18 protein-coding genes and 1 pseudogene are annotated in these 22116 nt (G+C 65.1%); 9 read left to right on the top strand and 10 right to left on the bottom strand.

The annotated features are described in order from the left end of the window. Positions 1–7: 7 nt before the first annotated feature. The 3 genes from GFY24_RS30540 to GFY24_RS30530 form a co-directional block, all read right to left on the bottom strand. On the bottom strand, positions 8–1288 hold the full coding sequence (locus GFY24_RS30540; RefSeq protein ID WP_153808576.1) for an MFS transporter: 1281 nt from the start codon (positions 1286–1288) through the stop codon (positions 8–10). Next, complete coding sequence (locus GFY24_RS30535) at positions 1281–2102, bottom strand: SDR family NAD(P)-dependent oxidoreductase (protein ID WP_194853079.1); 822 nt, start codon at positions 2100–2102, stop codon at positions 1281–1283. The genes GFY24_RS30540 and GFY24_RS30535 overlap by 8 nt, the downstream gene beginning before the upstream one ends. A 110-nt stretch (positions 2103–2212) precedes the next feature. Then, positions 2213–3526: a GDSL-type esterase/lipase family protein gene (locus tag GFY24_RS30530; RefSeq protein WP_153808574.1), complete on the bottom strand. Its 1314-nt coding sequence runs from the start codon at positions 3524–3526 to the stop codon at positions 2213–2215. Between the two features lie 141 nt (positions 3527–3667). On the opposite strand from GFY24_RS30530, the gene GFY24_RS30525 reads away from it, so the two are divergent. Both GFY24_RS30525 and GFY24_RS30520 read left to right on the top strand, forming a co-directional pair. Beyond that, entirely contained in the window at positions 3668–4885 is a 1218-nt protein-coding gene (locus tag GFY24_RS30525) for a lipase family protein (protein ID WP_153808573.1), read from the top strand. 102 nt (positions 4886–4987) lie between these two features. Further along, positions 4988–5605: a TetR/AcrR family transcriptional regulator gene (locus GFY24_RS30520; protein ID WP_153808572.1), complete on the top strand. Its 618-nt coding sequence runs from the start codon at positions 4988–4990 to the stop codon at positions 5603–5605. Between the two features lie 31 nt (positions 5606–5636). On the opposite strand, the gene GFY24_RS30515 is transcribed toward GFY24_RS30520, so the two are convergent. From GFY24_RS30515 to GFY24_RS30495, 5 genes are all read right to left on the bottom strand, one after another. Then, on the bottom strand, positions 5637–7841 hold the full coding sequence (locus GFY24_RS30515; protein ID WP_153808571.1) for a glycoside hydrolase family 3 N-terminal domain-containing protein: 2205 nt from the start codon (positions 7839–7841) through the stop codon (positions 5637–5639). 40 nt (positions 7842–7881) lie between these two features. Beyond that, on the bottom strand, positions 7882–9234 hold the full coding sequence (locus GFY24_RS30510) for an MFS transporter (protein WP_153808570.1): 1353 nt from the start codon (positions 9232–9234) through the stop codon (positions 7882–7884). 203 nt (positions 9235–9437) lie between these two features. Next, positions 9438–11003, bottom strand: a complete 1566-nt coding sequence (locus GFY24_RS30505; protein ID WP_153808569.1) for a sulfatase — start codon at positions 11001–11003, stop codon at positions 9438–9440. 104 nt (positions 11004–11107) lie between these two features. Continuing rightward, positions 11108–11674 carry a PadR family transcriptional regulator gene (locus GFY24_RS30500; protein ID WP_153808568.1) on the bottom strand — a complete coding sequence of 189 codons (567 nt, stop codon included), beginning with the start codon at positions 11672–11674 and terminating at the stop codon, positions 11108–11110. Positions 11675–11738: 64 nt separating this feature from the next. Then, a complete protein-coding gene (locus GFY24_RS30495; RefSeq protein WP_153808567.1) occupies positions 11739–12647 on the bottom strand; it encodes a formylglycine-generating enzyme family protein in 909 nt (302 codons plus the stop codon). A gap of 190 nt (positions 12648–12837) precedes the next feature. Between GFY24_RS30495 and GFY24_RS30490 the strand changes: the two genes are divergently transcribed. Beyond that, positions 12838–13131 (top strand): hypothetical protein, encoded by a 294-nt coding sequence (locus GFY24_RS30490; protein WP_153808566.1) that lies wholly within the window; start codon positions 12838–12840, stop codon positions 13129–13131. Here GFY24_RS30490 and GFY24_RS30485 read toward each other — a convergent pair. Together GFY24_RS30485 and GFY24_RS30480 are read right to left on the bottom strand one after the other, a co-directional pair. Continuing rightward, positions 13091–14893 (bottom strand): sulfatase, encoded by a 1803-nt coding sequence (locus GFY24_RS30485; protein ID WP_153808565.1) that lies wholly within the window; start codon positions 14891–14893, stop codon positions 13091–13093. The genes GFY24_RS30490 and GFY24_RS30485 overlap by 41 nt on opposite strands. A gap of 158 nt (positions 14894–15051) precedes the next feature. After that, positions 15052–15858 carry an Lrp/AsnC ligand binding domain-containing protein gene (locus GFY24_RS30480; protein ID WP_153808564.1) on the bottom strand — a complete coding sequence of 269 codons (807 nt, stop codon included), beginning with the start codon at positions 15856–15858 and terminating at the stop codon, positions 15052–15054. Between GFY24_RS30480 and GFY24_RS30475 the strand changes: the two genes are divergently transcribed. The 6 genes and pseudogenes from GFY24_RS30475 to GFY24_RS30450 all read left to right on the top strand — a co-directional run bounded on the left by GFY24_RS30475 (position 15845) and on the right by GFY24_RS30450 (position 22116). Continuing rightward, positions 15845–15982: a hypothetical protein gene (locus GFY24_RS30475; RefSeq protein ID WP_228566790.1), complete on the top strand. Its 138-nt coding sequence runs from the start codon at positions 15845–15847 to the stop codon at positions 15980–15982. The genes GFY24_RS30480 and GFY24_RS30475 overlap by 14 nt on opposite strands. 371 nt (positions 15983–16353) lie before the next feature. After that, positions 16354–17315, top strand: a pseudogene (locus GFY24_RS43855) (TauD/TfdA dioxygenase family protein). A gap of 97 nt (positions 17316–17412) precedes the next feature. Further along, a complete protein-coding gene (locus GFY24_RS30465; RefSeq protein ID WP_309231538.1) occupies positions 17413–18888 on the top strand; it encodes a sulfatase-like hydrolase/transferase in 1476 nt (491 codons plus the stop codon). Between the two features lie 28 nt (positions 18889–18916). Then, positions 18917–19543: a PadR family transcriptional regulator gene (locus GFY24_RS30460; RefSeq protein ID WP_153808563.1), complete on the top strand. Its 627-nt coding sequence runs from the start codon at positions 18917–18919 to the stop codon at positions 19541–19543. Between the two features lie 121 nt (positions 19544–19664). Then, positions 19665–20372: a hypothetical protein gene (locus GFY24_RS30455; protein WP_153808562.1), complete on the top strand. Its 708-nt coding sequence runs from the start codon at positions 19665–19667 to the stop codon at positions 20370–20372. A 220-nt stretch (positions 20373–20592) separates the two neighbouring features. Beyond that, positions 20593–22116: an ABC transporter substrate-binding protein gene (locus tag GFY24_RS30450; RefSeq protein WP_194853077.1), complete on the top strand. Its 1524-nt coding sequence runs from the start codon at positions 20593–20595 to the stop codon at positions 22114–22116.

Here is a 22116-nt window from a genome sequence, read left to right as displayed (position 1 = left end):
TTGCGTACTACCGGACCCCGGTGACGCGATACACCGAGACGGCACCGACCAGACAGGCCACGGCGCCGAGCAGATACCAGGCCGGATAGCCGCCGAGAGCGGTCGCATTGCCCACCGCGATGACCGCCGGCGCAATCGCCGGGCCGACGGATTGCGGCAGACTTCCGGCGAGGGCGAGCAGCCCCAGATCCTTCGCGGTGTCCTCCGGACTCGGCAGCACCTGGGTGGACAGCGCCTGATCCACCGCCGAGAACGCACCCAGGCCGAGCCCGATCACGCCCTGCGCGACGATCACCGCGCCGAGTGCGGGCGCGAATGCCAGCAGCACCAAACCCGTCGCCATCACCAGCCCCGAGACCGCCACGAACGGCCGCCGCCGCCCGATCCGATCGGACAGGAACCCGCCGATGGGCGCGGACAACGAAAGGCACGCCACCGAAGCGACATTCACCAGCAGCACCGCATGGGTGACCGCGTCCTCATCGAGCGCGAACTTGTCGGCCAGGAAGAACGGGAAGAACGTGCCGATTCCGGCATAACCGAACATCACCAGGAATCGGGACAGCATCACCCAGGAGAAACTCGGATGCGCACGCGGATCGAAGAGGAACGAGCTCGCGAATTGCCGCAGCCCATAGGGTTCCGGATCGCCCTCGAAGCGCGGATCGTCCAGGCGCACCAGCAGCGGCATCACCAGCACCAGTGCGATCAGACCCGGCACCAGGAACCGCACCACATCCCCGGCCAGCACCGTGATGAGCAGGCTCCCGGCCAGAATGCTCAGCGGCGTGGTGACCCCGGCGAGCCCGGAGATACGACCGAGCCGATTCCGGGGAACCTGATCGGCGACCGCCGCCTGCGCAGCGACCAGCGCCGAATTGAATCCCGCCTGTGCGACACACCAACTGAGCAGGACCAGCGGCACCGTACCGGCGAGCCCGAGGCAGCCGAGCCCGATCACTCCGATGATCGTGCCGCCGAGAATCCACGGCCGGCGCCGGCCGAACACCGACCGCGTGCGATCGGACAAACGGCCGGCGACCGGGTGCACGACCATGCCCACCACCGCGCCGCTGCCCGCCACCAAACCCAGGGCGGCCGTCGCGCGCTCGGAGGTTTCGGTGATGTGCTGCAACTTGAAGGCCAACGAGACCATGACCGGCGTCAAGACCGCGAGATATAACCCGAAGTAGGAGAACAACACTCCGGACAGGAAGCCGCGCGGTAACCGCGGCGGAGGGTCATCCTCGGGTGCGACGGCGCGGGGGCCGGGCACGGCGCTACGCACGGCCGGCAAGGGCACTGTCGGCGAGCCGCCACATCTCCTCGACCTGCGATCGGAACATGTCACGGCCGTGTTCAGGCAATGCGAAAACTATTGGGGCATCGTCGATTACGCCTTGGACGGCCAGGCGCGCGACGTCCTCCGGCTCGACCGCCATCGGGATGATGCCGGTGCCGAAGGGTTCGGGGGCTTTGCGGCCGAAGGCGGCCGGGCGGTTGCGCTGCGAGTCCATGATGCGAGTCGCGGCTTGGCCCGGGCACAGCACGGTGACACCGATATCGTCGGCCGCCAATTCGGAGCGCAACCCGAGTGTCAGACCCAGGATCGCGTGCTTGGTCGCGGAGTAGAGCGAGGTGTGGCCGGGGTCGGCGAGGAAGGCGTGCGTGGAGGCCGTGTTCATCACGTGCCGCCAGCCGGTCCGCTCGCGCATATCGGGGAGGAAGGCGTGCAGGCAATTGAGCATGCCCTCGACATTCACCGCCGACAGCCAGCGCCAATCACCGATCGAGGAGTCCGCGACATCGCCGAACAGCAGCACACCCGCGTTGTTGCAAAGCAATTCGACGGAGCCGAATTCCTGATAGGCAGCCCGCTTGAGCGCCTCGACCGACTCCGGATCGGTCACATCGACCCGCACACCCAGCGCGCGCACCCCGTCCAGGGTCAGTTTGTCCGCGACGAATTTCGCGCCTTCGCCGTCGATATCGGCCACCACGACCGACATTCCCCGCGAGCCGAGTTCGGCCGCGAGCGCGGCTCCGATACCACCGGCGGCACCGGTGACGACCGCGGTGCTTCCCTGAATTGTCTTGTCCATCAATGACATTCGTGTCCTTCCACCAGCTTCGCCGACACCGGCGAGCTCACCAACCAAGCAGTCGGTCTGTTAGATCCATCGCGAGCATACCGTGCACACGGTCGGCGTGCTCAGGGTACGCACTTACTTCCGGAGAATCGGGCGATATCGATGGCATCCGCCATGACCCGGTAGCCCTCCGGATTCGGATGCAGGTTATCGGCGCTGGCATACCGTTTATCCAGAATGCTGGGATTTCCGGTGTCGCGAAGCGCCGCATCGAAATCTATGACGCTGTCCGCAAGCGCCCGGGTTCGGATCCAGGAATTGAGTCTCATTCTGACCGGATCCGCGGGTGGAATGCTGATGTATCCGTGCAGCAGCGTATCCGACGCCGGAAGCAGTGTCCCGAGATGCACTTTGAGCCCAGCCCGATGGAATTGATCGACGGTCCGGGTATAGGCGTCGATCATTTCCTCGTAGCTCACGCCGATCGGAGTGCCGAGGTCATTGATTCCGATCAGGACGATGACATCACTGGCACCGGATTGCGCGATCACATCGGCCTGAATCCGCGAGAGACCTGCCGGACCGAAGCGTGGCATCACCGGGATCGTATCGCGCGTGAGCCGGTTTCCGCCGATCCCGGCATTGGTCACCACCAGTTTCCGACCGGCCGCGTCCAACCTGCGCTGCAGAAAGTCTGGGTACCGGACGTTCTGGTCGACAACACCTTCCAGCTTCGAGTTCCCGATGAAATCGGAACCGACATGCCCCTCGGTGATCGAATCACCGAACGCGACGACGGTAGATACGTCCGGCGCTGCCAGTACATCGATCTGCGAAACGAAAGGCACGTGGGTCGTGACATTGACGAACGCGTCGGCTCCGGCATCCGCGGCATGGTCACCGGAACCCGCTCCGGTGTAATAGCTGGTGGCGTTTCCATCATCGTGGCCGGGAATCGTGGTCGGTGCGGAGTCCATATAGACACTGACAGCCAGAGGTGCGAAATTCGCGAACGCGATCGACACCGGATCGCTGACGATATCGGTGCCGGGGGCGACCGTAATGGATTCACGGCCACCGAACAGCGCGGTATGCGTGGAATCGGGCTCGACCGCGGCACCTGCCCCCTGCCTCGCCACGGTCACATGCGTGAATGTCACCGGCTCTCTTCCGAATCGGTTGGTGAGATGAATTCGCACACTTTCCCCACCGCGATGCGGCGTGGCGATAACGCGATACGTCTGGGGTCGCGCGGGCGCGACACCGATTTCGCCGGCCGGGCGCGCGTCACTCGGGCTCGCGGACCAGTTGCTCACCCAATGAGCGCTGGTGCAGCCGTCCGGCTCGGCGCTCGCTCGCTGTGGCGCGATCAGCATTGTCGCGGCTGCCGCGATTGCCAGCATCGGCACGGCTCCGCGCCCGGCGCACCTGATCATTTCGGTCCTCTCGTGGCTTTCGACCGACTGGGTGGCACAACCCACTCGCGAACCGAAGACTAACCGACCGAGTATTCAGTCAGCTAGTCTGAATCGATCACGCCGCCGGCCGAACCACCGGCGGTAACGGGAAAGGTAACTATGTTCTCGCGTCTCGCGGCCACGACCGCGCTCCTGCTCCTCGGGTCGGCGACCGCCATCCCCGCGTACGCGCAGGAGGCACCCACCGTCACCAATGCGGTTGTGCCGGACCAGGATCCGTTCTACGCAACGCCGCCCGATATCGCCTCGTACGCCGACGGTGCGGTCGTCTCCAGCCGCGAAGTCGACATCGCGACAACGACACCGGCGCGGGCATGGCAATTGGCCTACCGCACCAACGACTCTCATGACATGCCCGAACTCGCGGTCACCACCGTGCTGGTTCCGATGACGCCTTGGACCGGGGCCGGAACTCGCCCGGCAGTGTCCATCCAGTCGGCCGAGGATTCCACCGGGACGCGATGCGCGCCCTCGTACACGATCCGAATGGGCACATTTCAGGACAAGAACCGAGTCGAGGCCATGCTCGCCGAGAACTGGGCGGTGGTGACTCCCGATTTCGAGGGCCCCAAATCGGCGTTCCTGACCGGGCCGCAATCCGGGCACGCGGTGCTCGACGGGATCCGCGCGGCGGGACGGTTCGCACCGGCGGGGATCGGCAACGCCCGCTGGGGACTGGACGGATTCTCCGGTGGCGCAGCGGCTTCCGGATGGGCGGCGCAATTGCAGCCGTCGTATGCGCCCGAGCTCGGCTTCGTCGGGGCGGCGCTCGGTGGCCTCCCCGCGGATCTGTCCACGGTCATGGCGAATGTCGACGGCACGATGTGGTCGGGATTCATCTTCGGCGCGCTGGTCTCCTACACCCGCGAGTTTCCCGAAGCGGGTATCGACCGGATGCTCAATGACAACGGGCGCGCGGATCTGGCCCGAGGCGCGGACAAATGTGTGGTGGATCTGTTGCTGGCGTTCCCTTTTCGGCATTTGACGTCCGCGACCACCGTGGCCGATTCGCTGCGCGATCCCCGTCTGGCCGATGCGCTGCGGCGCAATTCGCTCGGCGGGAGCGCACCGGCCATGCCGATCTTCAACTATCAGGCCGATACCGATGATGTCGTCCCCGTCGGCCAAGCCGATGACCTGGTGCGGAGCTGGCGTAATGCGGGTGCGATCGTCGAAACGATCCGCAAGCCGCAGGGGACGCATGTGAGCGAAGCGGGCGCCGGACAGCTCCCGGCCCTAGAATTCCTGGAGAACCGCTTCGCCATGGACGGTCCGCTGCCGGTGAATATCGACCGGGATCGTCAACTGGTGCGATGAAACGCGAGCACACCGTGCACTCGGTCGGCAAGCTTTGACACTCCGCGACCGGCGGCTAGGCTGCCGAAAACGGCAAAATCAACGGTCAGGAGATCACACACCATGGCGCGGACTCGCGACGCCGAGCAAACGGGGCCTGCCCGCCGCGCCGAAATCATCAGCGCGGCAATCACTTTGTTCGCCGCGCACGGCTACCGCGGAACGTCACTGGCCGCCATCGCCCGAGCGACCGGCATATCGCAGTCCGGCCTGCTGCACCACTTCCGCAGCAAGGAGGTGCTGCTGACCGAGGTGCTCGCCGAACTGGATCACCAGACCCTGGAATCGGTCGAGATCGACCACGAGTACGAGGGTCCGGCGCTGGCGCGGGCGTTCGATATCGTCGACGCGATCGTCGCCCGCAACCAGCGGAACCGTGAACTCACCAAACTGGCGCACATCAGCATCTTCAATTTCGACAGCGCACCCGAAGCGGCGCGGGAGTGGGCGCAGATTCGCCTTCGATCCTTTCGCGCCGACCTGACCGGGCTGATCGAACAGGGCATCAGTGCGGGTGAAGTGCGCGCCGATATCGACGCCGCCGCAATGGCTTCGGTCATTATCGCGACCATCTCCGGTCTGGAGGAGCAGTGGCTCCAGGACGAATCCTTCGATATGGTCGCGGCGATGCGCGGACTGACCACCGTGCTGCGCCGCGACCTGATCACAGCGGGCGAATAGCCGACTCGCAGAGCACCTTTCACCCGGCGAGTCATCTCACACCCCTCCTGATGATTTCGTCGATCGCCGCGAGGTCGCATCCCAGTCCGGTCCGGCCCAGGCGATTGAGCGGGATGTTCTGCAATATCCGGTAGCGACCGGGGTGGAGGTCGGGGTTGTCCAGCAGCATCCCGACCATGCCATGCGCGGCCTGGGCCAGAATGGCACGCAGCGGGGATCCGTAGTCGGGATCAGCGAGCCATGCTCCGGTCGGTGAATCGGGTGTAAGCGCTCGGCGCAGAGTGTCACCGTCGAGCCGGATCGTCTGTGCCAGACGAATATCGGCACTGGACGCGCCCACCTGGACGATGAACTCGCCCGCCTCGACATGCCAGGAGCCCTTGGCCGGATGCCAGTACGCGAAGGCGCGGCGATCCAGTTCGATGCTGAGGCGGCGGGCTTCACCGGGGGCGAGATGGATTCGGGCGAAGCCCTTCAACTCATGGACCGGCCGGGTGAGTTCCGATTCGGGATCGGCGACGTAGACCTGAGCGATCTCGTCCGCCGCGACTTCACCGGTATTGGCGATCGTGAATTGCGCTGTAGCGGTATCGCCTTCGACAGACACCTCGAGGTCGGAGTACCCGAAGGTGGTGTAGGTCAGGCCGTGTCCGAACGGGAAAGCGACCGGGAGCCCACGTGTTTCGTACCAGCGATAGCCGATGAAGATGCTCTCACGATAGTCGACGGTGTGACCGTCACCGGGAAAAGCCGTGTGCGCGGGAGTATGTCGCAGATCCACCGGCAGCGTCTCGGCCAGTTTGCCGGCGGGTGAGTGCGCGCCCGACAGCAGGTCGGCAATCGCGGCGCCACCGGCTTGGCCGCCGAGCCAGGCGAACAGGATCGCATCGGCATGATCGGCGAACGGCAGGGCGACCGCGGAACCGGCCTGAACGACAACGGTCAGTCTGCCGAGACGCCGTCGCACCAGCTCCAGAAACTCCGTCTGTTCAGCGGGCAGATCGATAACCGCGCGGTCGAAACCCTCCGCTTCGACGCTTTCGGGTAGCCCTGCGAAGACGAGCACCTCAGCGGCTTCGGCGGCGGCCGCAGCGGCGACCAGGTCATAGTCGGGGAAGTGGTCGATGCGCCGGTCGGGCAGCGCCGCGCGCAACGCGTCGAGGGCATTGTCCACACGGGTCGGCACCACCCGCGAACTACCCGCGCCCTGATAGCGGGGAGTGGTGGCGAACGGGCCGACGACCACAATGGGAGCGCCGGTCTCCGCCAGCGGCAGTGCGCCGTCATTGCGCAGCAGCACCGCGGACCGGCGGGCAGCCTCGCGGGCGAGTTCATGGTGGGCGTCGGGGTCGACGATCGTGGGTCCCGCGGCAGCGTGCGCCCGGTCGATGAGCGCCAGGACCCGCGACGCGGCGCGGTCGAGATCGGCGCGATCCAGTTCACCCGATTCCAGTGCGGCGAGCACGCGCGCGGGTCCGTCCGGGCTGGTGGGCATTTCGAGGTCGAGCCCGGCGGTAATACCCGCCGCGCGGTCATTGACAGCCAGCCAGTCGGACACCACCAGACCCTCGAAACCCCACTCATGGCGCAGCACCTCGGTGAGCAGCCATCGATGCTCCGAGGTGTAGATGCCGTTGAGCCGGTTGTAGGAGCACATCACCGTCCACGGTTGCGCCTTGCGGACAATGGTTTCGAACGCCGGGAGATAGATCTCTCGCAATGCCCGTTCATCGACCTCGGCGGACACCGTCAGTCGATGATCCTCCTGGTTATTGGCCGCGAAGTGTTTCACCGACGCACCGATCCCGTTGTCTTGCAGTCCATTCACCATGGCCGCGCCGAGTTCGCCTGCGAGATAAGGGTCTTCCGAGAAGTATTCGAAGTTGCGCCCACACAATGGGGACCGCTTCATATTCACGCCCGGTCCGAGCAGCACCGAGACTCCGGCGGCCCGGGCTTCGACGGCGAGCGCGGCCCCGATCCGGGCGAGCAACTCCGGATCGAAACTGCTCGCCAGTCCGGACGCGGTCGGAAAGCAGGTCGCGGGAAGGGAATCGGCGATACCGAGATGGTCGGCCGCACCCGCCTGTCTGCGCAGCCCGTGCGGGCCGTCCGCGACGCTGATGCCCTCGACCCCCAGTCGCGGCACTCCATTGAGATCCCAGAAACTTGCTCCCGTACAGAGCGCGGCCTTTTCGGTGTCGGTCAATTGGCTGATGAGCGGATGCAGTGCCATGGATGTCCCTTCGGTGTGTGTGAATCGGGCGAATCGCGGTTCAGGGAGCCGACGCCAAAGTGGCTCGCACCATCGCGGATTCGCGGAGAAAGGGCCGGTACATCGCGGACATGAACAGGCCGTTGACAACGGTGAGCAGCACGACCAGATAAAGGAAGGCCGCTTGCAGTCCGATCCGGTCACCGAGATAGCCGATCAGCAGGGTGATTACGGCCCAGCCCGCTGATTCTGCCCCGATCATCAGCGCGAAGGCTCCGCTGCGCAGGTCCGGGCGGGTCACCGACATCAATACCGGCCGGTTACAGCCCGGGATGAAACCCTGCAGGAGCCCAAGGACCGAGAACCAGATCGCGTAGATCCAGATGGACGACCACGCCACCTGTGTACACAGGGCGGCGGCGAGGCCCCAGCCCAGTGTCGATGCCTGCCACACTGCGAGTCGGCCGATGCCGGGTATGCGCTGCTGAATCCGGTCCACGGCAATCCCGCCCACTACGGTGCCCAGCACATACGACACCATCGCGAAGGGCAGGATCGTCGCAGCCACCGCATTGCTGAAATCGCGGTCGTCGACCAAGAAGACCACCCCGAAGCTGGTCAACGCAAGCTGGGAAGCCATCAGCCGCTGACCGATGATCAGCTGTAAAGTATTGCTCCCCAACAGTTCTCGAATCTGCGACCAGCTCAACCCAGCGGAGTCGGTGGTTGGGTGCGCGCCGTCCGCCGCGCCGACGCGGGGATCATCGAAATACCGCCAGACCAGCAGACCGAACACAACGGTGAGCCCACCCGAGGCGAAGAACCCGTAGCGCCAGCCGTCCGGAATCCGCGACAACTGCCCCAGCAGCGGGCCGATGACAGCTGCCAGCAGGGCGAACCCGCCATACAGGAGCCCCGCCGCCCGGCCACGAGTGTTGTCGTCGAACAGGTCCGCGAGAATACCGTTGATCAACGGCCCGCCTGCGGCGAAGCCCAGCGCGGCGACGCCATAGAGCGCCAGCAACTGGACGAAGTTCTGCGACAACCCAGCCGCAGCGGACCAAACGCCCCAGAGCCCACAGCACACCACCAGCACCTTCTTGCGCCCGACCCGCGCGGCCACCAGTACCCAGACCGGTCCGAAGATCATTTGAATGATCTTGTGCACCGCCACCATCACACCGAGCGCCGACAAGGGCAGCCCCGGCGCGGCACGCACCGCGGGGAACAGCGTCGAGGCCACCGCACCTTCGCTGTTGTCCATACTGATCAGCCCACTCAGCAGGGCAAGCTGGCGCCACCGATTGGCAACCCGTTGCGGCCCGATGTAATTCACGGCCTCCGGGACCGTGACGCCGATGGGACCGACCGCTTTGGCGAATACCGGCTCCGGTGACTGCGTGGACTGGGACATGTCGGCGACTTCCTTGTCGGATGGGTGAGAGCGCGCTGAAACCACCCGGTGCGCGAGGGCTGACTTTCGGGGTTGTAGTCCCGAAGTCACCCGTTATTCCGCCGCCGCTCCGGTGGGATTCCACCGAAATCCGTTGGCGTACAGCAGGTGTGGATCCCGGTCGAGAACACACCGGGATGGGGTGAGCTCGGCGTCGGAATTGGCTATTGGTTGCCCGGGGCGGTCTCGGAGAGCACCTGCGTCCAGCGGTTGCGCAGGGCCTCGACGCGCGGGCGATCGGGGGCATGCCAGGAGACCGGGATAGTCAGGGTGCGCAGCCGTTGCTCGAGGTCTTCGGCCAGGTGTGTGCGGCCGGTGTCGCGCAGGTGCTGGGCGTATCGGGTCGGATCGTTGTAGTAGGTGGGGCCGGTTTGCAGCGTTGTCTGCATCGGATCCGGTAGTGCCCCAGGGTATCCGGCGTAGGTGTTCCACCATTCCGCGAGCCGGGATCGCATCTGGTCGGCGAGTTCGGGCTTATCGGAGAGCAGGTCACAGGTCAGGTAGGGATCGGCGGTGACATCGAACAGTTGCTCCCATTCGGCGCGGAAACATCCCGGGTGATAGGTACGGATGTAGAGGTGGTCGCGGGTGCGGACGGCGCGCTGATAGGTGTGTGCGCCGTGACCGAAGACGAGGTAGTCACGGGAGTCGATGGTGTTGCCGCGCAAGGCTTCCGCGAAGGACTCCCCCTGCCAGCCCGCCGGGATCCGGAGGCCGAGCAGATCGCACAGGGTGGGTGCGAGGTCGATGTGGTAGAGCAGGGCGTCATTGCGGCGTTGTTCGGCGCTCAGGTTGTCGGTGAGGCCGGGCCAGTAGACGACCAGCGGTAGCCGGTGGGTCGGTTCATTGGCCAGGCCGTGCTCGGCGTAGGAACCGTTCTCGCCGAAGGATTCTCCATGATCGGCACTGACGATGACCGCGGTGTCCTCGGCGATGCCGAGCTCTTGCAGCACCGCCATGAGCTCACCGAAATGGTTGTCCCAGTATGCGATCGAGCCGTCGAACCCGTTGATCAGGCGTTCGAAATCCGCTCGCGAGGTAATCGCGTCCGGCATATTGTGCGGAACCGGGGAGACACCGGCCCCCGCGATCGTGTAGTTGAGATCCAGCGCGCTGCGTGGGCCGTAGATTTCCGCATGCGCCGCAATGGTTTCCGCATCGGGCCAGGCTTGCACCGGCCCTGAGTCCGCCATCTTCTCGGTCCACTCGACCGGCTGGGTGTAATCGGTGTGCGGCTCCCAGTAGGTCAGATGCAGATACCAATTGTCCTGGTCGGCATGGCGGCGGATCCAGTCGATCGCGGCGCGATTGACGTCCGCGGCGTCCTCGTCACCCCAATTGCCGGTCGCACGAATGGATTCGCGGAAATTGGCGTGAAAGTAATAGGCGCGGTGACGTTCGGCGAAGACCGAAACCGCCGCGGTGTAGTAACCGCCGAACTGCAGCGCCTGCCCCAGCATGGGGCGATCGGGCTCCGGGGCATGTCCCGCGTCCAGGCGGAACTGGGCCGCCTGACCGAAGTGGCCGATGACACCGTTGGTAATGCCGAACTGCCCGCTGGTCAGCGCCGTGCGCGAGGGCATACACGGCGAATCGGAGCAGTAGTAGCGATCGAAGACGACCGACTTGTCCGCCAGCCGTTGCAGATTGGGGGTGGTCGGCCGGTGATAGCCGTACGGGGTGGTGTGATCGGCGCGGAGGGTGTCGACGTCGATATAGATAATGCGCATGGCAAATCTCCCGGGGTGCGGTGTGGTTGAGGTGGAGCGCCCGCGGGTGAGGGGCGGTTCAAAGGTGGTGCGCGCTTCGCGCCGCGCCGGCGAAGCGCCGCGATTCAGTGCGCGCGGCCCGATTCCAGGCGCGCGAGTGTGAGCTGTAGCCACGCGATGTAGGCGGCGGTGGAGGCGTAGCCGTGCTCATGCGCCATGGTGTGAATTTGGCGTGCCCATTCGGGATCGAGATCCGGCATATGAGTCTGATAATCCTGCGGGAGCGGGGCCGCTGCCGAGATATTGTCATGTTTGAGCCGGTATTCGAGTTCGGTTCGGACGATATCGATAGCGATCTCGCGATCCAATTGTCCGGCGAAGAAGAAGCGCAGCTTGAAATCCGGATCCATCGGCCGGGGCGACGGCTCGAATGGGGAGCGAGCCCATTCCAACAGTGCCGCACGTCCCGCTTCCGTCAGCGAGTAGACCTTCGCGTCGGGACGGCCCGCGCGCGGATCGACCTCGAACTCGACCAGTCCGCGTTCGACGAGTACGCCGAGGCGGCGGTAGATCTGCGGTAGCTGGACGCCGTAGCCGATATAGCGGCCCGAACCCTCCATCCAGCGCCGCAGGTCGTAACCGGAGTAGCGGCCCAGCGCGAGCGCACCGAGGATCACGTAATCGAGCTGCATTGGTCTCCTATGTTCCTAGGAACTTATATTTGAGAATCGCACCGGTGGTTCGATGTGTCAAGAGTCAGGACGTGCCGGCAGCCGAAAGAGCGCAGCGGAAGCCGGTGTGCGCACTCGAACTGTCGGGGGTATTGGCCGAGCGGGCCGATACCCGATAGCGGAAACAGTACGAGTCATGACACATGTGCGAACCGCCGCGAATCAGCTTGGCGTCACCGGCAGCCGGACCCACCGGGTTGATCGCCAGGTCCGCGCCATGGCCGGTCCCCCACCAGTCCGCACACCACTCCCACACATTGCCGGTCATGTTGTAGAGGCCGAACCCATTGGGCGCGAAGGCATCCACGGGGGCGGTGCCCCGGTGGCCGTCGGCCGCGGTGTTCTTGGCAGGGAAGCTGCCGCGCCAGATATTGCACCGGTATTCACCCTCGGGGTCGAGCTCATCACCCCACGGGTAGCGCGCCCCGGTCATACCACCGCGCGCGGCGTACTCCCACTCCGCTTCCGTCGGAAGCCTTTTGCCCGCCCAGTCACAATAGGCGCGGGCATCGTTCCAGGACACGTGCACCGCCGGATGATTCTCACGGTCATCCAGCGCACTGCCCGGCCCCTCCGGGTGATCCCAGACCGCACCCTCGACCGCACACCACCACGGGGTGCGGTCGGGCCGCTGCGATCGTCGGCGAATATCGGCGGGCAGGAAACCCGCGAAAACGTATGACCAGCCCAGACGCTCGGCTTCGGTGCGGTATCCGGTCGCGGCGACAAAGGCCGCGAATCGCTGATTGTCGACCGCGCGGGCATCGAGGTGGAACGGGTCCAACCGGACGCGCCGCACCGGCCCCTCCCCATCGGATCGGTACCCGTCGTCGTGCGCGTTGCCCATCAGGAATTCGCCGCCGGGCAGTGCGACCATACCCTCGGTATCGGCTGCCGAGGCACTGGTGGTCGATGGCGCGATTGCAAAGAGCATGCCGGTTACAGGAGTAACACCTGCCGCGCGCGAGGGCGCACAACAACTCGGCGACTGTATCGGGTCCACTGCTACCGTCATTCCCTTCAATCATGGTGTTATGTTCGAATGTATATAGCCGAGGCGGGCCCAGACCATTCGGATACGGCCGCCGTAGCTCGATCCGAAAGTGACGCGTGACAGTGGACTGGTGACCGAGCGCACCGCCCCGGCTTGGCGGCGCACCATCGCTTCCTGTTGCACCGCGGTATTTTTACTCGCCCACCAAGCCGTCATCACCGGCTCGACAGTGTCAGCCGTGGCGGTATCGGCCGCGACGATGGCGCTGATCGTGTTGTCGGTCATCGGATTTCGGCGCAATCGGGAGCTGCGTGCGGGGCGCACCGGGACAGCCGTGCGGCCGATCGTGGTCACCGCCCGTGTGGTGACCACGGTCGCGATGATCATTGCGGTGACGACAGCGGGCTCTTTACTTCCGTTGTGAGAGTGGCCAATTCGTTCGCGATCGCATGCAGCTTCGCCACCGGGACAGCCCCACGTGCGACCGCGGCGATATCGAGCAGACCGGCGTCGCCGATCATCTGCAATACCTCGGTATCACCCAGAATCGGCAGATGCCGGTGCAATACCGCGCCGATCACCGGATCGGCGAGCAATGCGCGCACCGGAGTCAGCAGCGCCACACCGCCGCCCGCGAAGTCCTCGGGCCGGGGCAGCGGCTCGATATTCTGAACGGACATCGCGCGCTGCGTACTCACCAGCAGGTGCGCTTCGGTGACCGGACCGGTGACAGGAAGTCCGAGCCGTTCGAATTGACTCGCGGGCGCATCGTTTTCACGCATCAGGTCGGCCATCAACCCGGCCATGCGCAGCTCGACCGCATCGTCCTGGATCGGGTCGAGTTGTTCGGGATCGGCGACCAGATCGAACAACAGTGTGCCGAATTGATAGGCGTTCATCAGCGTGCGACCGGAGATGCGCAGTGTCCGAACACCTTTGGTGAAGGTGAAAGGCTCGGCCAGCGTCAAATCCGCGAGTTCGTCGACACCGAATCGGGTACGCATATGCGTCGGCATGAGCGTGAATTCCTCGAGCGGCTGATTCTCCGCCGAAACCGGTGCGCGCATATAGACATAGCGGCCGTCGGTGATATTGACGTGCCCGCCGTGGATCCCGAACAGGCCCGCTTCCCGGGCGGAGGTGTCCGCGGCGACCGGCAGCGGTATCCCCTGCATATCGCCGGTGCGGTCGACACCGAAGAACTCCAGCAGCGTCGGGGCCAAATCGATGGTCTGCACCAATGATTCGCGCCGCTGCCCCGCGGCGTCGGCGGCGCGCGGATCCCAGACGAACAGCGGCAGATGAACGAGTTCGTTGTACCAGGGCATTACCGATTTGCCCCACCAGCTCTTCTCACCGAGCAGCAGCCCGTGGTCGGTGTTCACGATCAGCATCGTGTCCTGCCACATATCGTGCTCGTCCATGATGTCCAGCACTCGGCCCAGCGAGTGGTCGCACATCGAAAGCAGCGCAGCGTATTCGAAGCGCGCGTGCCGCACCTGATCCGGTGTTTCGGTCACCCGCTTGTAGTCCGGCCAGTCGAAGTGCGGGCCGTCGTAGTCGTGCGGGTACAGGTCCTTGTACTGCTTGTGGCTGTAGAACGGTTCGTGCGGGTCGAAGGTCTCGATCTGCACGAACCAGCGGTCCTGGCTCGAATTCGTGTGCAGGAATTCGATTCCCGCGTCGAATGTCACTGTCTGCGGATGCCTGGCCTCGGTGTCCATGTATTGCCGGTTCACCCAGTCCTGCCGGTAGCTCGTATGCCGCATCCGCTTGAGGTCCTCGGGGATCTCCGGATCGGCCACCTGACCTTTCCACGGATCGCCCTCCTGGCCGCGGAAGAACTCCCAACTGTTGTAGCGGGGGTGATAGGTCGCGCCGCCGTCCTCCCAGTAGTGCGGGTGATCGCTGGCGAGATGGGTGTAGACGCCCGCCTGTTTCAGCAATTCCGGCATGGAGTCGTCGAAGGGTTCCAGCGGGCCCCAGCTGCGATGCAGGAAATTGTGCCTGCCGGTGTGGATTTCGCGACGCGCCGGCATACACGGCATCGATCCGGCCCAGCAGTTGTCGAAAGTGGTGGTGCGTTCCGCGAGTCGCGCGAAGTTCGGAGCGTGTGTCCAGTCACCGCCGTACGGCGGCAGCAGGTGCCTGTTCAAGCTGTCGAACATCACCATGATTGCTCGCATTGGCTATCCCTTCGGATCGGTCACTGAACACCAGCAGGACCTCTGGCTATATTCATGTGAATATATGAGTTGTGCAGCATACTCAATCTAGCTGCGAACGTCCCTTTCTAACACGACTCGGCGGCGACGGGAACGAGTCCGACTAGATTCTCATGAACTTATGAGTCATCCGCAGCCGAGGTCTCATGAGCGACCAGCGGGACGACACCGACGGCACGGCCGTGCTCATCGAGGAGTCGTCCCATACGTTTGACATGCCACAGGGACAGCGCCACATCCAGTATCTCCAGATCGTGGACTTGATCGGCGAGCGAAGCCTCGAGCCGGTGGATATCGGCGGCCGACCGCAGCCACACCGACAGCAGCAGATTCGCCCTGCCGCCGGTAACCGATGAGCACGAACGGGTCTCGGATAAGCGGGCCACTTGCGTGGCGACGCGATCCAGATCCGCGGGACGCACCCGGCACCGCAGTGACGCGCTGATCGGCCACCCCGACACCGGCTGCGCGACCTCGCAGCGAGTCACGATGCGCCCACCGGCGAGCATGACGTTCACCCGCCGGCGCACGGTCGAGATACTAACCCCGGCCGCCTCGGCCAGTTCAACGAAACCGGCGCGGGTATCGAGTTCCATTGCGGCATAAAGTCTTTGGTCGACAGCACCGAGCGGGCCGCCGGCTTTCGGCTGGGCCGGCGGCCGCGAGGCGAGGATGCGGTCGCGCTGCGAAGCGTTCAGGGCACGCAGCCGCCAACGGCTGCCCTCGGTATAGACCGCTGTCAGCACGTGGGTCTGGCAATCACACACTCCACGGATGGAGCCCAGCGAGGTCAGCACATAGGACGACAACTCCGCCAGATTCGGCGCGAACACGGTGAGCGACAGGTCGCCCTCGCCGGTGATGTGCTCGATGGTGGCGACGCGGTAGTCCGCGCGCAGCCTATCGGCCACAGTGCCGGCGGGCATCGATGCCGACAAGGCTTCGATGAACCACTCCCCGCTGGCCGTATTCGACGAATCGGCGCTCGCCGACGGTGCCGCGCTGTACGCCGAACTCGCAGTCCGCCGTTCGGCTCTGCCAGTGGGCTGAGCCCGCCACCAAACCTGATCAACGCTCCTCTCCGGGCCGCACGTGTGGGATCAGCAGCGCCCGACTCGATCACCGACTGACGACCAGAACGTGAAATCTATATTCCTACACACATAGCAATGCATAGATTGCGCCAAGCACACTACCGCCGCGGCACACCATCGCGCGGCATATTCAGCGGATAGACCGGTTTTTGACGCGCGTCGACTTTGGCTCTTGACACCTCGCTCCTTTCGAACGATTGTCTTCGTCAGTTCTCGTGAACATATACGTGCACTGTTCTCAGCCTCGCGGCGCGCTCCGGCCGCACACCTCACCCAGCCGTGATCGATCGACTGGATTCCGCAATCCGGACGCCAAGGAGGCGCGCGATGAGCGACAACACCGTAATTGCCAAGCAGGACCCGGCCGCCGACATCGGGGTCCATCCCGTACCACTGCCGGGGTATCCACTGATCACCGGACCGTTCACGCACATCGCGGCCGAGCGCGACCGGCTGGCCCAATTGCGTTGGGAACACTTCGAAGTCATCCAGGCCGGAACCACGCTCGGCGCGGAGGTCTACGGCATCGATCTCACCCAGCCCCTCACCGACGAGGTGGCGGCCGAAGTGCGGCAAGCCCTGCTCGATTACAAGGTGCTGTTCTTCCGCAACCAGAAGCTGACCCCCGACCAGCACGTGGCCTTCGCCCGGCGGTTCGGAGACCTCGAGATCCATCCGTTCATTCCGTCCAATACCGGTCAGCCCGAACTGGTCCGCTTCGAGAAGAGCGCGCAGGTAGCGGGATTCGAGAATTCCTGGCACCACGACGTCACCCGGCGCGAGCGGCCATCAAAGGCGCTGTCCTGCACGCTCTTTCGGTACCGCCCGCCGGTGGCGACACCCTCTTCTCGGATATGTACGCCGCCTACGAAGCGCTCGACGAGGAGACCAAGGACCTCATCGCCGACCTGGACGCGGTACACGACTTCACCCGCGCCTTCGGCCACACCGTGCCCGCCGAACAGCGCGATGCGATGCGCGCCCAGCATCCGCCGGTGCGCCACCCGATCGTCTGCACCCACGCGGACACCGGGCGAAAGCACCTGTTCGTCAACCGGATCTTCGTCGAGGAGATCGCGGGCATGGACCCCGAGGCCGGGCGCGCACTGCTGGACCGACTCTGCCGTCAGGCCGACTACCCCGAACACCAGTGCCGGCTGCGCTGGGAACCCGACACCATCGCCTTCTGGGACAACCGCGCCGTACAGCACTACGCGTCGAGCGACTACTGGCCCAATATCCGAATTATGGAGCGCGCCTCGATCATCGGCCCCCGGCCGGCCCGCTAGGCCGCACGCTCCGACTACCCGACCCCGCAGCGCGGTCGGCTGCGGCCGGCCACGCCGAGCGGATTGTTCGACAATCCGCCGGACGCAAAGGATTCCAGTGACGCGACGCCCGAATTTCGTGTTCTTCATTCCCGATCAACTCCGGGCCGACGCCGTAGGCGCATTCGGTAACACCGTGATCGACACCCCGCATATCGACGCGCTGGCCGCCACGGGTACCCGCTTCACGAATGCCTTTGTGCAGCATCCGGTGTGCTCACCGAGCCGGGCATCGCTGTTGACGGGCTGGTATCCGCACACGGCCGGGCACCGGACGCTCACCCATCTGCTCCGGTCCGATGAGCCGAATCTGCTTCGGATTCTGAAGGATTCGGGCTATCACGTCACCTGGCCGGGCAGGCGCGGAGACACCTTCGCGCCGGGTATGACCGAGCTGAGCGTGCACGAGTACGGCTTCTCGGTCCCGCCGAACATGGGCTACGACGGCGACTATCCCGAAGGCATGTGGTCCCGGCTCTTCTACCGCGGGAGAATAACCGGCGACGACCCCGTCGACGCGGACGAAGCCCTGATCCGCACCGCCGAACAATGGCTGCAGAATCCACCCGATCAGCCGTGGGTGCTGTTCCTGCCACTGGTCGCGCCGCACTGCCCGTTCCAAGCCCAGGAACCGTGGTTCTCCCGCCACGACCGTGCCGCCATGGCCGATCCCGTTCCCGCCGGCGACCCGGCCGGTGAACCGCGTTTCATGCGGGCCATCCGCGAGACCTACGAGATCGGCGAAGTGACCGCCGCGCACTGGCGCGAGATCAAAGCCACCTACTACGGGATGATCGAACGCTTGGACGACCAACTGGGCCGGATTACCGCCGCGGTCGAGCGGGCGGGCGCGGCGGAGGACACCGTCACGCTGTTCTTCGCCGACCACGGCGAGTATCTCGGCGACTATGGGCTGATCGAGAAATGGCCGACCGCCATGCACGAGTGCATCACCCGCGACCCGCTCGTCATCGGCGGCGGGCTCCCCGGCGGCGGAACCTGTTCCGCCATGGTCGAACTCATCGATGTGCTGCCGACCGTGCTGGAACTTGCGGGCGTGCCCGCACCGCACCGGCACTTCGGCCGCAGCCTGCTGCCACAGCTGCACGATCCCGCGCTCCCGAATCGCGAATTCGCCTTCACCGAAGGCGGTTTCACCATCGAGGAGGAACCACAGCTGGAGACGCCCCCGTTCCCCTACGACCGCAAAGGCGAACTGCAGCATACGGATCCGACTCTCGTCGGCCGGACGGTCGCGGTGCGCGACCGGGACTGGACGTACGTGTGGCGGCTGTACGAACAGCCCGAACTGTACGACCGGCGCACGGACCCCCACGAACTGATCAACCTGGCGGGGCAACCGGAGTACGCCGACGTGCAAGAGCGTATGCACGAGGCGATGGTGCGCTGGATGGTCGAGACCTCCGATGTCATCCCGTTCGACCGGGACCCGCGTTCCCCGGAGGTGCAGCTGCCGCATCCAGGCGGCGTGCCCACAAGCTATTCAGGAGACCGATGCAGCTCGACTATGTGATTCTGGGCCTGCTGGCCCGGGTCTCTGATTGTGCAGCAGGTTTTCCCACGGCCGCCACTCCGGCTACGACCTGCGCTGGTGGATGGAGCGTCAGGGCCGCTATGTCGGCTCCGGCGTCCAACTACCGCAGATCTACCGACGACTCAGCGCACTGGTCGAGCGCGGTCTGGTCGAGTTCGATATCGATCCGCGCGAAGGCCGCCCGGACGCCAAGGTGTACCGCATGACCGCGGCGGGCCACGCCGAACTGCTCGCCTGGGCGCGATCCCCATTCAAGCCCGCACCACGTCCCATGGACCGAGATTTCAAGCTGCGTTTCCTCTTCGCCGGTCAGCTCGGCCGGGACATCGCGATCGACATCCTGCGCACCGAACTCGCGTACCGGCTCGAACACGACAATCTCTCGCCGATCGCCACCGGCCAGTCGTTCCACGACCCGCAAATACCGGAGTTGAACAGCGACTGGGCAAGCGAGGTCCACCTCATGGCCCACGAGCACGGCTACGCGTCCACCGCCGGCCATATCGCCTGGCTGCGCATCACTTTGGCCCGGCTCGAGGCCGAGCACCCCGACCGACCGCCCGTGCGCACCACCACTGCGGCCGCCACGCCCACATCGAACGACTCCGAGGAGGACGAGACGACACACCTGTGATGCCCGGCGGAACCCATCCGCCTTACGGACGAACACATTTCATTTCCAGGGACGTCCTGCCAGACGCCTGGTTTTCACAGTAGCGCCGGTACGGCACTACTGAAAACGAAAGACCGAATAGATGAGAAGGATCACCACCACGGCCATAATGCTGGCCGCGGCGATCAGCGCTACCACCGGAACCTCCAGTGCCACACCGGATTCGAGCCCCGGCGCGGTCAATTACACCGCCGCGCCCGGCGAGCACTCCACCGTCATCACCACCGACAGCGGTTCGCTCGCGGTGCAGGACGGCGTGCTGAAGATCAAGGCCGCCGACGGCACCGTGCTGGCCGGCACCGAATTGTCCTTCCGCGTAGACGATTTCGTCTTCCCGATCAAGGCCGAGATCGCCGACCGCACCGCCACCCTGACCCCGCAGTTCGACACCGAGCACGCCAGCTACCGTCCGGTCGCGCTGCCGTACGAGGACCAGGCTCCCTGGCGCACCGAGTACGAGCGCGAGCAGGCCGCGTGGGCGCGGATGGGCTCGACCATCCAACTCGGCGCGGGTATCGGCACCATCGTCGGCAGTCTCGGCGGCGCCGCCGTCGGCTGTCTGCTCGGCGGGATCGCGGGGGCCACGATCGCGGCCGCGGCCATTATCGGCCTGTTCGGAGGTTTCCTGCCCGCGGCGGCCATCGGCTGTCTCGGCGGGGTGATGGCGGTGGGCGCGCTCGGCGCCCTCGCGGGCACGCTGCTGATCACCGCGCCGGTCGCGGTAATGGCCGCGGTGCAGTACTTCACCACCATCAACCAGTCCGCTCCGAGACCGCAGCCCGCCAGGTAGCGAGCACGGCGGGGCTGTTCACAGTTCGGCAATCCATAGATTCCCAGGAATCTATGGATTGCATAAATTATCCCGATTTTCTTCACATCTAACAATGTGTATGTACATAATTCCCCTGCCGGTTGGATCGACCCGGAGATTCCGCTCCGAGCAAGCCTACCGATTGATCGGCCTGCTGTTCCGAACAAGCCGAGGACCCGACCTCGAGGAGAGTGCAACGTTGCGTAAATCCCGAATCTTCGCCGTCGCGACCGCGGTAGTGCTGGCCGTGACGCCGCTGGCCGGCTGCGGCGGGTCCACGCCGGGCGGCGTCCCGGACGACACCCTGACCATGGCGACCGCCTCGCCGATCGGCAGCTTCGATCCGGTCAAATTCGATATCGGACCCGGAAAACCGTACTGGCAGGCCGTGTACGACACCCTGCTACGCCAAGATGCCGACCGGAACATCATCCCGGGACTGGCGGCGGCGTACAGCTACGACGCGGCGCACACGACGCTGACCCTCAATCTCCGGAAAGACATTCGGTTCAGTGACGGCGCGGCCTTCGACGCGAATGCCGCCAAAGCCAATCTCTCCCGGTTCACCTCGACGCCGGGGCCGAACAGCGCCATGGGCGAGAGCATCACCGGAATCGACGCGGCCCGGCCGGATCAACTGATCCTGCACCTGTCGGCCCCCGACCCCGCGCTACTGCCGAACCTCGGGTCGGCACTCGGGGCCATGGTCTCCCCCGACGCACTGTCCAAGGGCGGATTCGACCGGGCCCCAGTCGGTTCCGGTCCATATCTGTACGACCCCGCCGACTCACAACCGGGCACGGTCATATTTCGTCGCAACAGCGCCTACCCCGACGGTTCGCTGTACCCGTTCGATCGCCTCGAACTGGTCGCGCTGAGCGATCCGAATACGATCCGCAATGGACTCACCACCGGACGGCTGGACACGGGATCGTTCGTCTCGACCGATGCGGCGAAGCTGAAGGCGGCCGGATTGTCGACCATCCAGATGGCCAGCGGGTGGAACGGTTTGGTGCTGGCCGATCGCGCCGGCACCGTACAGCCCGCGCTGGGTAAACCGGAGGTTCGCCAGGCGATCAATATGGTCGTCGATCGCGATCTGTTCCGTACGCTCGCGCCCGGGAATCCGCCCGCGACCACGCAGATCTTCGCCCCCGGCTCCGGTGCGTACGAGGAGACACTCAACTCGGCCTACCCGCATGACATCGCCAAGGCCAAGGAGCTCATGACACGTGCGGGCTATCCCGGCGGGTTCGCGGTGACCATGCCGGATATGACTTCCTTCACCGGGAGCCCGGCGCTCAATACCGCGCTCGATATGCAACTCGGCACCATCGGGATCACCGTCACCTGGGAAAAGGTTCCGCCCCAACAGCTTTTGACCTCGATGACCTCGGGCCGGTTCCCGATGTTCTTCATGCAGCTCGGCATGAAATCCTCCTGGGAGGATCTCCAATTGTCGGTGCTGCCCGCGGCGACCTGGAACCCCTTCCACGCCACCGATCCCGAACTCACAGCACTGATTTCGACCGCCCAGCATGCCGAACCGGGTTCGGCGCAGGATGCCGCGTTCCAGGCGGTCAACCGCCGGCTGGTGCAGAGCGCCTGGTTCGCGCCCATCTTCGGCGCGGAAACGGTGTGGGCGTCCGTCGCCGGGGTGCGGATCGAACAGCAGGAGCGCGGCTATCCCGACCTGGTCCGGTTCCAGCGCGCGGGGAGCTGA

This window comes from Nocardia sp. SYP-A9097, assembly GCF_009649815.1.
Taxonomy (GTDB): Bacteria; Actinomycetota; Actinomycetes; order Mycobacteriales; family Mycobacteriaceae; genus Nocardia.
The sequence above is the reverse complement of the archived record's forward strand: the minus strand, read 5'-3'. Positions and strand labels throughout refer to the sequence as shown.